The organism is Glycomyces tritici (assembly GCF_030403505.1).
The window spans coordinates 1-13,761 of the sequence record NZ_JAUEMJ010000014.1 but is presented as its reverse complement, the minus strand read 5'-3'; the positions used below and the strand labels follow the sequence as shown (position 1 = coordinate 13,761).

The 13,761-nt window shown below is 73.9% G+C and carries 11 protein-coding genes; 3 read left to right on the top strand and 8 right to left on the bottom strand.

From position 1 onward, the window contains the following. Window positions 1-83: 83 nt before the first annotated feature. The 5 genes from QWI33_RS27630 to QWI33_RS27610 form a co-directional block, all read right to left on the bottom strand. The gene (locus tag QWI33_RS27630) at window positions 84-1,346 is read right to left on the bottom strand and encodes a J domain-containing protein (RefSeq protein ID WP_289959918.1); all 1,263 of its coding nucleotides are present in this window, start codon (window positions 1,344-1,346) and stop codon (window positions 84-86) included. Window positions 1,347-1,844: 498 nt separating this feature from the next. Further along, window positions 1,845-2,345 (bottom strand): hypothetical protein, encoded by a 501-nt coding sequence (locus QWI33_RS27625; protein ID WP_289959917.1) that lies wholly within the window; start codon window positions 2,343-2,345, stop codon window positions 1,845-1,847. Further along, window positions 2,345-4,264 (bottom strand): dynamin family protein, encoded by a 1,920-nt coding sequence (locus QWI33_RS27620; RefSeq protein WP_289959916.1) that lies wholly within the window; start codon window positions 4,262-4,264, stop codon window positions 2,345-2,347. The genes QWI33_RS27625 and QWI33_RS27620 overlap by 1 nt, the downstream gene beginning before the upstream one ends. Beyond that, the gene (locus tag QWI33_RS27615) at window positions 4,261-4,854 is read right to left on the bottom strand and encodes a nucleotide exchange factor GrpE (protein WP_289959915.1); all 594 of its coding nucleotides are present in this window, start codon (window positions 4,852-4,854) and stop codon (window positions 4,261-4,263) included. The genes QWI33_RS27620 and QWI33_RS27615 overlap by 4 nt, the downstream gene beginning before the upstream one ends. 53 nt (window positions 4,855-4,907) lie before the next feature. Further along, window positions 4,908-6,398 carry a dynamin family protein gene (locus QWI33_RS27610; RefSeq protein WP_289959914.1) on the bottom strand — a complete coding sequence of 497 codons (1,491 nt, stop codon included), beginning with the start codon at window positions 6,396-6,398 and terminating at the stop codon, window positions 4,908-4,910. Window positions 6,399-6,576: 178 nt separating this feature from the next. Here QWI33_RS27610 and QWI33_RS27605 point away from each other — a divergent pair, with 178 nt between their 5' ends. After that, window positions 6,577-9,039: a LuxR C-terminal-related transcriptional regulator gene (locus tag QWI33_RS27605; RefSeq protein WP_289959913.1), complete on the top strand. Its 2,463-nt coding sequence runs from the start codon at window positions 6,577-6,579 to the stop codon at window positions 9,037-9,039. Then, entirely contained in the window at window positions 9,039-9,551 is a 513-nt protein-coding gene (locus tag QWI33_RS27600; protein WP_289959912.1) for a LuxR family transcriptional regulator, read from the top strand. Before QWI33_RS27605 ends, QWI33_RS27600 begins: the two co-directional genes overlap by 1 nt. A gap of 508 nt (window positions 9,552-10,059) precedes the next feature. Here QWI33_RS27600 and QWI33_RS27595 read toward each other — a convergent pair. Then, window positions 10,060-10,764, bottom strand: a complete 705-nt coding sequence (locus QWI33_RS27595; RefSeq protein ID WP_289959911.1) for a hypothetical protein — start codon at window positions 10,762-10,764, stop codon at window positions 10,060-10,062. A 308-nt stretch (window positions 10,765-11,072) separates the two neighbouring features. Between QWI33_RS27595 and QWI33_RS27590 the strand changes: the two genes are divergently transcribed. After that, complete coding sequence (locus QWI33_RS27590; RefSeq protein WP_289959910.1) at window positions 11,073-12,215, top strand: glycosyltransferase; 1,143 nt, start codon at window positions 11,073-11,075, stop codon at window positions 12,213-12,215. Here QWI33_RS27590 and QWI33_RS27585 read toward each other — a convergent pair. Together QWI33_RS27585 and QWI33_RS27580 are read right to left on the bottom strand one after the other, a co-directional pair. Beyond that, complete coding sequence (locus QWI33_RS27585; protein ID WP_289959909.1) at window positions 12,142-12,660, bottom strand: hypothetical protein; 519 nt, start codon at window positions 12,658-12,660, stop codon at window positions 12,142-12,144. The two genes, QWI33_RS27590 and QWI33_RS27585, sit on opposite strands and share 74 nt — an antisense overlap. A 143-nt stretch (window positions 12,661-12,803) precedes the next feature. Continuing rightward, window positions 12,804-13,685 carry an IS5 family transposase gene (locus QWI33_RS27580; protein ID WP_289958707.1) on the bottom strand — a complete coding sequence of 294 codons (882 nt, stop codon included), beginning with the start codon at window positions 13,683-13,685 and terminating at the stop codon, window positions 12,804-12,806. Window positions 13,686-13,761 lie beyond the last annotated feature (76 nt).

The following is a 13,761-nucleotide window of genomic DNA, read 5'->3' as shown; positions in this document are numbered from 1 at the left end:
GGTGCGATTGCTCACGGAGCGTGCGGTTACCGTGCGGCAGAGCGAGTCTGGGCGGTTGCGGCGATCAACCCGGAGTGCCGGTCCTAGGTGCGCACGGCGGGCGTCCGGTCGCCGGTGCGCGGGGTCGGGATCGCGGCGAGGCGCATGCGCAGCGACTGGAGCACCGGCAGGTCGTAGACGGAGCCGGCGGCGGCGAGCCACAGTCCGATGTCGGTGGCGGCCTGGCCCACGGCGACGTCGTGGACGGCCGCGGTCTCGCCTGCGCGGGCGGTCTCGGGGAGGGTCGGCCACAGCACCCAGCCCTGCACGTTCGCGTCCGGCAGCGCCGCGTCGAGGGCCTTGACGGCTTCGGCGAGGTTGACCGAGTCCACATCGGCGCTGTCGCGTCCGACCGGCGCGCACAAGAGGGCGATCCGGTCGCCGCAGACGATCGCGTGCGGCACGCGCGTCTCCGTGTCCACCGGCAGCGCCACGAACAGCCGGGCCGCGGGCAGGTTGGTGAGGACCTCCCGCAGGAGCTTCCCGGTGGACCGGTCGGCCTTGGGGCGGGTGCCGACGGGCCCGAACGCGTTGAACTGGCGCAGCGCCCCGCCCACGGAGCGGCGCAGTGCGAGCGTGTACCGCAGGCGCTTCACCGTCCACGCCAAGGCGGTGCCGGTGAGCACGTACAGGCCCAGGGCCCAGCCCCAGGGCGTGGAGAGCCCGGCGAGCCAGATGACGGCGGTGGCGAACAGGAACGCGATGACCAGGCGCCCGGTGGGCGGGTTCGGCGCGGTGTCGGGCCGGCGCCGGAGCGCCCGGCTGGTCTGGACGAGCACGATGATGGCGATGGCGATCGTGACGGGGATGGCGAGGGCGAGGAACAGCCAGCCGTCGGCGGCGAACGCCTGCCCGAGGTAGCCGAGTCCGCAGAAGGCCCATACGGCGGTGACGGCCGCCGTGAACGCGGCCGCGGCCCAGCTGGAGGGACGGTGCACGGGCCTGGTGAGGCGCAGGCGGGCGTGCCAGGGGACGGCGACGAGGGCGCCTTCGGTGGGGAAGCCCTGCGCGGCCGACTGCGGTGCGGGAGCGACGTTCCAGCCGCGGACTTTGCGGTGGGTGGGCTTGGCGGCGGCCTTGCCGTAGCGGCGGGCGGCGCGGCGGCCGAAGCGCAGCAGGTCGTATTCGCGGCGCAGCCCCGGGTGGGAGAGGGTCTCCCAGGCGCCTTGGACGAGGTGGAACTCGTCTTCGTCGCCGCCGCGGTCGGGGTGGGTCTCGCGCAGGCGGCGGCGGTAGGCGGCTTGGATGTCGGCCTTCGGGGCCTGCGGGCTCACCCCGAGGACGCGGTAGTGGTCTGGTTCGTTCACCACGCGGCTCCCGGTCGTTCGTGCGGGGACGGGCCGGTGCCCGAGAGGGGAGGCGGGCGTCGGTCTCGACGGTAATGGAGTCAATCTACCGCCGTATTGCCGCTTCGGGTGTCGCCAGGTCAGACATTTTCATACGGATGCGTCTCATTCGGTGCCGCGCGCGAGGACCGCAGTGACACAGTGGAGTCACATTGCTCCGCCGAGTGGGACTGCCCGCACTCCGTTCGCACGCCGCATCCCTTACGCGTCAATGTCTTTGAAGCCGAACGTGCGCTCGCCGGGGCCGGCGTCCCATTCGGCGCCCCATTGCCGCCGAGTCCAACGGAGGCGACATCGGACAGTGCGCACTCGCATCGGCCGCCATTGCGGAAGCCAGTCCCACAGTGCCGTGCCGGTCCCGTGCGACCCGTGGCGAGCGCATCGGCTCGCGAGCGCCGTCGAGGCGCGGTGACCGCTGCGGCGGGCGGCGTGCCGGGGCCGGCCCGCGCGTGCAGCCGGTCAGCCCTGCCAGAACCGGGCGAGTGCGGTCGCGGCGGGGTCGTCGACGTCGGCGATCGCGTACTCGGAGGCCTCGACCGAGCTGCCGGAGTTCACCCACGGCTCGGACTCGGCCGAGCCGAGCACGTCCAGGTCGACCCACGGGTAGCCGTCGACCGGCTCGGGGACGTCCAGGTCCAGCTCGGGCGGGAAGCTCGGCGGGTTGTCGGCCTCGTCGACGAGCATGTCCTCGTACGTCGCGGCGTAGGCCGTCTCGTCGCCGGCGGGCTCGTCCTCGGCCTCGTCGTCGTATTCGGCGTCGACGGTGAAGTCCTCTTCGAGCGCGTCGTCGCTCTCGAAGTCGGTGTCGGCCCCTTCGAACGCGAACGCGTCGAGGTCCTCGTCGCCGGGAACCTCCCCGTCGTCGAACTCGTCCAATGCGGGGGCGTCCGCGTCGTCGTCGAGGCCGTCGGCGTCGAAGTCCGCGTTGCCTTCGGGCTCGAAGGCGTCGAACTCATCCATCACGCATCCTCCTCGCCTGGGACGAGGGTGCGGGCCTTGGCCAGCACCTCGTCGAGCTGTTTGACCTTGGCGGCCATGGAGTCGCGGCGCTGCTTGAGCGCCGCCTGCTTCTTCGCCCGGGCGGCCTGGTCGGCCTTCTGGGCGTTCTCGGCGGCCGAGATCCGCGCGTCGAACTCGGCGGCGCGGCGCTCGAGGGCGTCGTCCAGGGTGGAGTTGAACACGAACTCGACCTCGGTGAACCGGAAGCTGATCTCCTCGTTGAGATTGGCCCGGGCCTCGGCGATGACCCGCTGGATCCACTGCTTCGCGGCGGCGCGGTTGCCTTGGATCTTGCGGCGGTAGAGCAGATACCCGGCGGCGGCGATGCCGATGCCGACACCGGAGGCGGTCAGGGCGATCGCCCCGATCCCGGCGACGGCGCCGAGGCCGATCGCACCGGCGCCCATGGTGACCGCGCGTCCGGCCATCATCGCGACACCCGCCGAGGACGCCACGAGGAGCGCGCCGTCGGAATTGTCGCCGCGGCGGGCCCGCCCGGAGGCGGCCGTGCGCAGCCCGGCGGAGATCGAGTTGGTGGCCTGGCGCAGCTCGTCGTCGTTGAACACCTGCCGCAGCACGCGCTCGGCCAGGAGCACGAACCGCTGGTGCAGTTCGCCCGAGAGCCGGGCGGCGATGCCCTGCAGGGCGATGTCCACGCGCTCAGGCAGGGATTCGAGCGTGGCCTTGTTGGCCTTCTCGACCTCGTCGAGCAGCGCCTCCTCGAGCTCCTGCAGGTGGGTGCGCAGGCGGCCCTGGACCTCGATCTTGGCCCGCTGGGTCTCCACGCGGAGCGCGAGGTTCGCCTTCTTCGTCTCGGTGCGCCGCAGCGCGAGGGCCTGCTTCTTCTCCTCCTTGAGCCGGTTGGCCGCCTCAGGGTCGGGGTCGTAGGCCTTCATGTCGGCCGCCGCCGAGACCGACAGCCGCTGGAACTCGGTGCGCACCGCGCGCACCACGTTCGCCGCCACGAGCGCCTTGCCGGCGGTGGCGACCTTGACCAGGGCCCGCTGCATCTTCCCGATCCCGGACTCCTTGGCCAGGGCCTGGCGGGTGGGGCCCTGCGAGTTGAGGGCGTGCTCGGCGAGCATCGCCGACACCGGGTAGTGCGGGGCGTTGCGGAAGCGCGGGGCGTGCGCCTCGATGAGCGACCGGTTCTCCTCCATGACCGTGCGCCACCCGGGGTAGGTGTCGGTCTTGGTCAGGGCGAACACCACGAAGTTGACGCGCTTGGAGGCCTCGGTCAGGAAGTCCAGCTCGGTCTTGGCCATCGGCGAGGACGCGTCGGTGACCATGATCAGGCACGTGGCCCGGCCGACCGCTTCGAGCGCGATCTGCGCGTGGTCGGGGTCGAGCCCGCCCGTGCCGGGCGTGTCCACCACGGACATGTGCTTGAGCAGCGCCGACGGGTGGCCCACGAGCATGCGCCGCGGCGGCACCATGCCCGGGGGCATCGTGCCCAGCCGGGTGGCCCAGTTGCGCAGGTCGCCCACGCCCAGGAGCATCGGGTCGGCCGCGCCCGGCTGCCAGGCGCGCACCGACGCCTGCTCGGCCCACGCGAACTCCAGGTACGCCGTGGTCGCCACCTGGGCGTCCACAGGAGACAGGCCGGGCATGCCGAGGAGGGCGTTCACCAGCGACGACTTGCCGCGCTTGGTCTCACCGACGACGACGGCGACCGGCTTGTCAGGCTGCCAGCGCGACACCTCGTCCACTTCGGCCGCGGCCTTGGCGTCCACGGTCCGCAGACTCGCGTTGCCGGCCTTGGCCGCGCGCACGCACAGCTTGTGGATCTGCTGGGCCGGGTTCGGCTTGGCGGGGGCGGCGGCCTTCTTCGCCGGGGCCGGCTTCGCGGCCGGTGGCGGCGGGGTGGCGGTGTCGGTCATGCCCGCACCTGGCCGCGGTAGACGGTGACGATGGGGTGGCGCAGGAGGCGGCCGCGGTCGGTGTACCCGATCTGCTCGGTGCGGGCGATGATGCCGTCCTCGGCCGGGGACCCGGCGGCGATCGTGCCGCCGGCCTCGTGCACCGACGGGTCGAACCGCTGCCCGGTCGCGTCGACCTGGGCCACGCCGACCTTCGCGAACGCGCCGTCCAAGTGCTGGGCGAGCGCGGGGGAGGTGGCGCGGTCGCGCATCCAGATGCACGCCTCGACCAGCGCGTTGCGGTCCGACATGGCCTGGGCGGCCTGGGCGGGCCCCTGCAGCTGCTGCACCGGGATCGGACCCGAGGGGGCGGGCGCGAACGGCGCACCGGAGACCGGCGGCGCCGGCGGCGAGACCGGACCCGGGCCGGCCGGAGCGGACGCGATCGACCGTCCGGTGAGGACGGCCACGATCGCGGCGACGAGCACCGACCCGGCCCCTACGGCCAAAGTCACCGGATCGAACCCGCCGGTGAGGAACACCGCGCCAAGGGCGGCGGCGGCGAAGCCCACGAGGGCTCCCACCAGCGGTCCGCCGAGTCGATTCGTCACAATGCTCTCCTTAGGTCGTGCAGGCGTCCCGCGCTGGGGCCGAGTTCCGGGGCTCATCCGAGCCGCTGGGCGAGTAGATGGAAACCACGATGCACCACGTTCGCCACCCGCGCCTGGGACGGCGTCGCGCCGCCGTTGGCGAACGCCCGCCAGCGCGCGGCGGCCTCGATGGCGGCGCGCCGCAGCTGCGGGCGCGCCTCACCGGGCAGGCCGAGGACGACGCTCGCGTCGTCGGTCAGCGCCAGACGCGCGACCTCGGCCTCCATGGCCTCGGGCAGGGCGACCTGCCCGGTGGTGACCTGAGCGGCGGCCTCAAGCAGCGGCAGCCGGTGGTACTCGGGGCGGGCGACGATCGACTCGACCGCGCCCCGCAGCAGGTCGCGGTCGGCGGCCGGCCCGGACGCCGCGGCGGCGTCCAACCGGGCCAGCGCCCAACCGGCCTTGATCACGTCGGCGCGGACCCCGAAGATCTGGTGCAGCGTCGTGCGCAGCCGCGGGAACCCCGACGCCGCGAACAGCAGCCGCACCAGCTCGCCGGTCGCCAAGTGCGGGTTCGCGCCCAGATGCGCGATCGCGAAGTGGATGCCGTACAGGTCGAGCCGCTCCAGCAGGCGCTGGCGCTGGTTGCGGTCCACCGGGCCCTCGGTCGACAGGAACAGGCCCGCCGAGGCGAGCATCAGCGCCCGCTTGTCCTCGTCCAGCCCGGCGAGGGTTCGCAGCGCCTCGCAGTCGGCGGCGGTCAGCAGGCCCGCTTCGGCGGTCTCGGCCAGCAGCCCCACCACCGGGACCACGTCGCACACCGAGCGGCGCAGCACCGCGGCCTGGTCCCCGGCGATCGGACCGGCGACCGGCCACGGGTCCTGGCCCGGGCCCGGCGCGAGCTTGTCGGCCTTGTTGTACAGGCCCAACGCGTTCATGGGGGAGGACGACAGCTGCTGCGAGGCCTTCGCGAACGCCTGCAGCGCTTCGACGTCGTCGGCGCGGACCTGCTGCGTGAACACGTAGATGATCGCCTCGGCGGACTCGACCGCGGCGCGGGAGTCGTCGTCGACGTCGTCGGCGATCGGCGCGGCGAACAGCATCTCGCGCGCCGCATCCGAGATGTCGGTGTTGACCGACTGCAGACCCGGCGTGTCCACCACCGTCAAGTCCCGCAACCGGTCCGAGGACAGCTGCACGTCGATCATCGCGGCCTCGTCGGCCGGGATCGGCAGCGTGGTCGGGATCATCCCGTTCGCGTCCAGGGGCACCGCGTGCTTGGTCCCGTTGCGCGCCACCACATCCACCCGGTCGGCCGGGCCGTACCGGAACTGGGTCACCACCCGCGTGCACTCGCCGGCCGCCGTCGGCGCCACCCGGCGCCCGATCAACGCGTTGACCAGTGTCGACTTTCCTGCCTTCAACCGCCCGGCGACCGCGACGCGCAACGGCTGACCGAGCCTGGAGGCCACCTCCTCGACCACGGGACGAGACGCGCTGCTGACCTTGCCGGCCAGCTCTTCGCACATGCCCGCCACACTCGTGGTGAGTTGCCCTGCCACCATGCTCCTGCGTCCGCCCTCTCATCGTTCACTTGGCACCTCGCCGCCGACGCCGGTCTGCGGCATCGAAGGTTCCGCAATATCATGAGAGGCGTCGGCGCTCCGTCGACAAGGACGACGATACAAACCGCAGCCGCCCGGCCGCCTCCCCCATTCGTGCCACAGCGTAAGGAGCCCTCTTTTGGCCGCCCCGCCGCCCACCCCCGGTCTGGCCCGACCACGCGTCGACACCGTGCCCGCCGACCCCGGCCGCGGCGACCGCGACGAAGCGCTCCACGCCATGGCCGCGGCGCTGGCCGGCCCGGGCCTGGTGGTCGTCACCGGCCCGCCCGGCTGCGGCCGCACCCGCCTGCTCGAGCGGCTCGCCCAGGCCTCCAAACGCCCCGTGCACGCCGGCGGCGGCCTCGCCATGCTCTCCGGCGCCCCCGCGCTCGCCCTGGAACGGGCCACGCGGGCGCGCATGCCCGCCGACGACCTCCCGCTGCTGGCCGAGGCCGTGTACTCCCGCACCCGCGGGGGCCTGCTCGTCATCGACGACCTCCAGTGGTGCGACGCCGCGACCCTCGCCGTCCTCCCCGTCCTCGCCGAGCGCCTCCCCGTCGCCGCCGCCCTGCGCACCCCCAACCGCCTCACCGAGGCCGCGCTCGCGCGACTGCTCGCAGGCGCCACCGTCATCCCCGTCCCCGACCTGACCGACGCCGAAGCCGCCCGCCTCGTCGCCGAGGCCGCACCCGCACTGCCGCCCGCCCGCGCCGCGGCCCTCACCGTCCGCGCCGGCGGCAACCCGCTCGCCCTGACCGCGCTCGCCAAACGCGCCGCGCACCTGGACGCGGGCGAGACCGACCTGGACCTGGAGAACCCCGGCGACCCCGCCGCCGCCGCGGCGGCCGCGATCGCCGACCTGCCCCGCGCCGGCCGCACCGCGCTCGCCGCCCTGGGACTGCTGGGCCGCCCGGCGCACCCGAGCCTGCTCGGCGACGGCGCCGCCGTCCTCCAAGAGGCCGGCCTGGCCGTCCCCGACGGCGTCCACCTGCGCGCGGCCAGCCCGTGGATGGCCGAGGTCGCCGCCGGCATCCTCGACCACGAGGCCCGCCTGCAGATGCACGAGCACCTCGCCGACGCCACCATGGGCGTCGAATCGGCCCGGCACGCCCACGCCGCCGGCCTCCCCGACCGCGCCCTCGCCACCGCCCTCGCCGCGGCCGAGACCGCCGGTCCCCAGGCCCGCGCCGAAGCGCTCCTGCTGGCCGCCGACCTGGACCCGTCCCACGCCGTCCCCGCCGCCCGCGCCGCACTCGCGGCCGGCCGCACCCGCGCGGCCCTGGCCGTCCTCGACAGCGCCGCCAACGGCAACACCGCCCTCGACCACGCCGCGAACGACGGCGAGACCGCCCTGGCGCGCGCCTGGGCCCTCCTGGCCCTCGGCGAATCAGCGCAGGCCCGCGCGGCCCTCGCGCACGCCCCCGCCGGACCCGAGACCGACCAGCTGCGGCTCCTGTGCGCCCCGCCCTCGGAGAAGGCCGCCCTCGCCGAGGCCCTGCGCGAGGCCCACCCCGACCTCGCCCACCCGGGCCTGGCCGCCGCCCTCGCCGGGGACGACCCGGACGCGCTGGCGTTCGCCGAAGCGCTCGCGCGCGACGCCGGGGACGCGACGACCGCGTTCTGGTGCGCCTGGTCGCGGGTGATCGCCCTCGCCGACGCCGCCCGCCTGGTCGAGGCCGAAGCGGTCGCCCACGAGGCGGCCGACCGGGCCGGGGCCGCGGGCGCCTACTCGTGGCAGACCCGGTTCCTCGCCGCCGCCGCCTGGTGCCTGGTCCTGTCCGGCACCGGCCTGGACAACGTCATCGCCGCCGCCCAGTCCCTGGCCGACCACGCCCTGCCGGCGGTCGCGGACACCCTCATCGACGCCGCGATCGCCCTCGCCGAGGCCGACACCGGCGCCCTCGGCGCCGCCCGCGCCCGCCTGGCGCGCCTCAAAGACGCCCCGGCCGCCCTCGAAGGGCTCGTCTCCTGGCTCGAGCACGAGACCGCCTGGCTCGACGGCCAGCCCGGACCCGAAGCGCCCGAAGCACGACCGGGCCTGGTCGGCGGACTCGCGCACATCACCGGCCGGTGGATCGCCTACGACACCGGCACCGAACCGGTCGCCGCCGAAATGACGCCGTGGCCCGTCCCGGTCGCCTCGACCCTCTCGGCGTGGGACAAGGCCGCGCCCGGCCCGTTCGCGCAGGCCGCGACCGCCTGGGACGGCCTGGCCGCCCGCGAGCAGGTCCGCTGCCTCCTGGCGCTGGCCGCGCACGCCGGGGACGCGAAGGCGGCCGTCACGGCCTTGGAAGCGGCGGAGCGGATCGCCGACGAGCACGGCCTGATCGTCCTGGCCGGGCGCGCCCGCCGGGGCCTGCGCAAGCACGACGTGCGCCGCGACCGCCGCTCGGCGCGCGGCGGCGGGGGACTGACCGACCGCGAGAGCGAGGTGCTGCGCCACGTCGCCTCCGGGCACCCGTCGCGGCGGATCGCCGAGATCCTCGGCATCACCGCCGAGACCGTGGAGACCCACATCCGTTCGGGCATGCGCAAACTCGGCGCGAAGACCCGCACCGAGGCGGCCGTGATCCTCACGGCCGCCGACGGCGGTGAGGCGTGATGGGCGAGCAGGTGCCGCTGCACGTGGTCGGCGCGTCCGGCGACGCGGACGCGATCGTGCGCCGCTGCGCGGCCGCGGGCTGGGCGGCGCACCGCGGGTTCGCCCTCCTCGAACCGGCCTGGGACCTGGCCGAGCGGCACCTGGTGTGCCACGGGCAGGTCGGCGACGACCACACCGCCTCGCAAGCGGTCCTCGCCGCCGCCCGCGGGGCCGGGATCGTCGCGGTGGCGACCGGGGCCCTGGCCCTGAGCCTCGCGGCGGACCTGCGCCGCATCGGGCCCCTCGGGCTCACCCCCGGGAAGGCCGAAGCCGCCGACGGCCTCGACCTCGACGCCGAGCAGCGGGCCCTGCTGGGGCGCCTGGCGGCCGGGTCGACGATCGCCGCCGCCGCCGAAGCCGAGTTCGTGTCCCTGCGCACCGCCAACCGGCGCATCGCCGCCGCCCGCCAGTCCCTAGGCGTCAAGACCACCCGCGAAGCGGTCATGATCTACATCAAGCACGCCAGAGACTGAACCACCCGGGGGAACCCCCCACATCGGACGCATCGGCCCCTCCGGCGCCCGCGGCTTCCCGGCGGCCTCCAGCCCCAGACGCATCGGCAGAATCTTCGGCGCCCGCGACCGAACCACCCGAACATCAGCCCTGACCTGTGATAACGCTCGAGTGTCGGACCCGTGTGGGAGGGTGGTCCTTTTCGGTTGGTCGGAGGCGGATGCGGGTGGGAAGGGGCATGCCCTACGCGGCGAAGCCCGTTCCGAGCACACCCCCGACCACCGTCGACCACTGTCGAGCACCGTCGACCGCCGGCCCCGATGACCGCGAAGGCCGCATCCCGGACCTCCCGGAACACCGCCACGACAGCCGCACCCCACCGCACACCTCGCCGCACGGCGGGGGACCGGCCCCGCATACCCCGGCAGCGACGAGCCCCCGAAGACCGCCACGGAACCCTTCACGCGCACACAGCCGGGCCCGGTGCACCATCGCACCGGGCCCGTCGGCATTCCGTCTTCGCTTGCGCTACTTCAATTCGGCGAGGCGCGCCTCGGCCTCCTCCAGCTGGCGGCGCAGCCGCGACGCCTCCTCGGCGGCCTCGGAGCGGATCTTCTCGACCACCTCGTCAACGACCTCGGCGACCTCGTCCGAACCCGCCGCCTGGCACATCGCCAGCGCGTTCGAGTGCGCGACCTTGGCGCCCTTGACGACCGTGCGGGCGCCGCGCGTGGCCGCGACCGACCACTCGCCGTCCTCATAGGTCAACGTGATCGAGAGCTCCGGGTGCTTCGCCGCGGCGGCGCGCGGCCGGGCGACCTTCTTCTTCGGGGCCGCCGCAGCCTCAGCGGCGACGGCGGGCTGAGACACCTCAGGTGCGGTCACGGGTTTCCTCTCACTCACAGCAGGTTTCGGTTTCGGCGCGGGCTCCTCCGGGAGCAGGCCCGGACCCGAAGGCGCGACCGGCTCACTGGGCTCGCTCGCACGCTGGCGCGGCGCGCGCCGCGCGCCCTCACCGGGCGCGGGCAGGCGCAGTTCGGCGGCGGAGAACGACAGCTCGTCGGACCCGAACGCGACATGGACGAAGTCGTCCACCCCGGCCGGATCGAGGGCGACGACCTTCCCGGCGCGCCCGGCGACCTGCCCGGCGGCGTCGGTGAACACCACCTTCGGCTTCTTTCCTTGCGCCAGCACCGCTTCGAGATGAGCGATGTCGGCACTCGACAGTGACATCGGGGGCTCCTTCACAAGGTTGCGGCGGACACCGTCCTGGCGAACGGCACCCGCGGGCCGGCCCTGGGCCAGCCGGTTGCTGCATCCTCCAATACGTACCCCGCGGGTACGACACCACCCCGCATCGAAGTCGCCCACGCCCGCCCCGCACCCCCGGAACCCCACCGCCCCACCACCACCCGCCGCCCTGCCCCGCCACCGGCCCGGGCACCCCGCCGCACCCGCCCGGCCCGGAATATCGGCTGCGGTTCAGTCCCGGGCCATGTCGGGTTCCCCCACCCGCCCACCCGCCCCCCTACGCTCTGTCCATGAGAGTCGCACTGGTCACCGAGTCATTCCCGCCCCAGGTCAACGGCGTCGCCCGCTCCGTGGCCCGGGCCGCCGCCCACCTCGCCGCCCGCGGCATCGAACCGGTCGTCATCGCCCCCGCCCCCGGGCCCGGACCCCGCCCCTCCTTCGACTGGCCCGTCGTCCACGTGCCCTCCATCCAGATCCCCGCCTACAAGCACTTCCGCGCCGGACTCGCCACCCGCGCCCTCGACGACGCCCTCGACGCCCACCGCCCCGACGTCGTCCACCTCGCCAGCCCCTTCGGGTACACCGCCCGCGCCGCCGCCTGGGCCGAACGCCGAGGCATCCCCACCGTCGCCGTCTGGCAGACCGACCTGCCCGCCTACACCCGCGCCTACCACCTCACCGCCTTCGAGCAGCTCGTCTGGCACCGCCTGCGCTCCATCCACTCCCGCGCCCGCGTCAACCTCGCCCTCTCCGAATGCACCGCCAAAGCCCTCGCCGCCCAAGGCATCGGCGGCCTCGCCGTCCTCCCGCACGGCGTCGACACCGAACGCTTCCACCCCCGCTACCGCGACCAGACCCTCCACGACGCCCTCACCCCCGACCGGGAACTCCTCGTCGGCTACGTCGGCCGCCTCGCCCGCGAGAAGCAGCTCCACTGGCTCACCGACCTCGCCGCCACCCCCGGCCTCCGCCTCGTCATCGCCGGCGACGGACCCCGGCGCCGCGCCCTCGAACGCCTCCTCCCGCAAGCGACCTTCCTCGGCGCCCTCCACGGCACCGACCTCTCCCGCCTCTACGCCTCCCTCGACCTCTTCGTCCACACCGGACCCTTCGAGACGTTCGGCCAGACCATCCAAGAAGCCCACGCCTCCGCCGTCCCCGTCATCGCCGTCGACGCCGGCGGCGCCGCCGAACTCGTCGACCCCGGCGTCGACGGCACCCACTTCCCGCCCGGCGACGCCCCCGCGCTGGCCGCCACCGCCCACGCCCTCGCCGGCCGCCGCGACCTCCTGCGCCAATGGGGCGAACGCGGCCGCCGCAAAGTCCAGAACCGCACCTGGGAGGCCGAAGGCGACGCCCTCATCGCCCACTACGAGCGGGCACTGGCACTCGGCCCGGCACGCGCGCCGCGCCTCGCCGTCCCCACGGCTTGACGTACGACAGCACCACCGCACCCAGGTACACCGACGACGACACGATCGGCGCCGCCAACACCTGATCGTCAAGCACCTGCAACCGCTCAGGATCCAGCGACGCCGCCATCGCCGCCAGGCCCGGCCGCAGCAAGAGCACCGTCAACGCGAACGTGATCGCCGTGGCCACCAGCTTCACCAGCACCCACGTGTACGCGACCGTCCACTTCGTGCCCAGCATCAGCACCACCCCCGACACCAGCGCCGTAGCCCCCAACGGCACCGCCAGCGCCCCCGCCAGCACCGACATCGCCGTACCCGCCGCATACTGCCCGGCCGGATCACCCGCCCCCACGGCCCACACCCCCAGCACCAGCAGGCACAGGCTCAACCCGAGCCAGGCGACGGACGAGACCACATGGACGATGACGAAAGCCCGGTACGCGGGGCGGCGAAGCTTGAACATGACACCACCATCGCCGCCTCAGGCGCGACCGCGCATCCGCGCACGAACGTATCCGCGCCTACGCCACGACGCTGACCCCCGCGACACCCGAAACCCCCGTTAGGCCGCCGAGCAGGACCGCGAACGCCCCAAACGAGCCCCCGCTAGGCCGTGTTTGGTAAGTCGCGGAGCCAGTTGATGATGATGGCGATCTGGACTGTGGCCAGGTAGCGGACCGCGAGTTTGTCGTACCTGGTGGCGACGGCGCGGTGTTGTTTGAGGCGGGCGATGGCGCGCTCGATGCCGGAGCGGTCCTTGTACCGGTCAGCGTCGAACGCTGGTGGCCTGCCGCCTCGGGCCCCGCGCCGTTGCCGGTTCGCGATCTGGTCGGCCGGTTCGGGGATGGTGGCCTTGATCTGCTTGCGGCGCAGCCACTCACGGTTGGACCGGCATGAGTAGGCGCGGTCGGCCAGGACCCGGTCGGGGTGCCGGCGGGCCCGGCCGCCGCCGATCCTGGCGACGCTGACGGCCTCCAGTAGCGGGATCATCTGCGGGCTGTCGTTGGCTTGACCTGCGGTTACGAGCGCGGCGAGTGGGTGTCCGCTGGTATCGACCACGAGGTGGAGCTTGGTCGACCAGCCGCCGCGTGAGCGGCCCAGAGCGTGATCGGCTGGTTCGCCGGCGAGGGTTCGACGGCGGGCTCCGGCGGCGGCGAGGTGGGCCCTGGCAGTGGTCGAGTCGATGCCGACCTCCCAGGTCAGGTGCCGCTGGTCGCGGGCGAGGGCTTGGAGCGCTCGCCAGATCAGCAGCCAGGTGCCGGAGCGCTGCCAGGCGCAGAACAGCCAGTACACCGTGGCCCAGGGCCCGTATTGGGCCGGGAGGTCCCGCCAGGGCGAGCCGGTCCGAACCCGCCAGGCGATCCCGTTGACCAGGGTTCGGCGGCTGCGGGCGATCGGTCGGCCGAGCCTGGAGGGTTCGGGTAGCCAGCGTCGAAGCCGTTCCCACTGGTTATTGGTCAGGTCCCTGCGTGCTGTTACGCTCGACAATTGAAGCCTCCGGCGGATCTTGTTGCAGCACAACAGATTCAACCGGAGGCTTCCTCAATTCTCAAACACGGCCTAG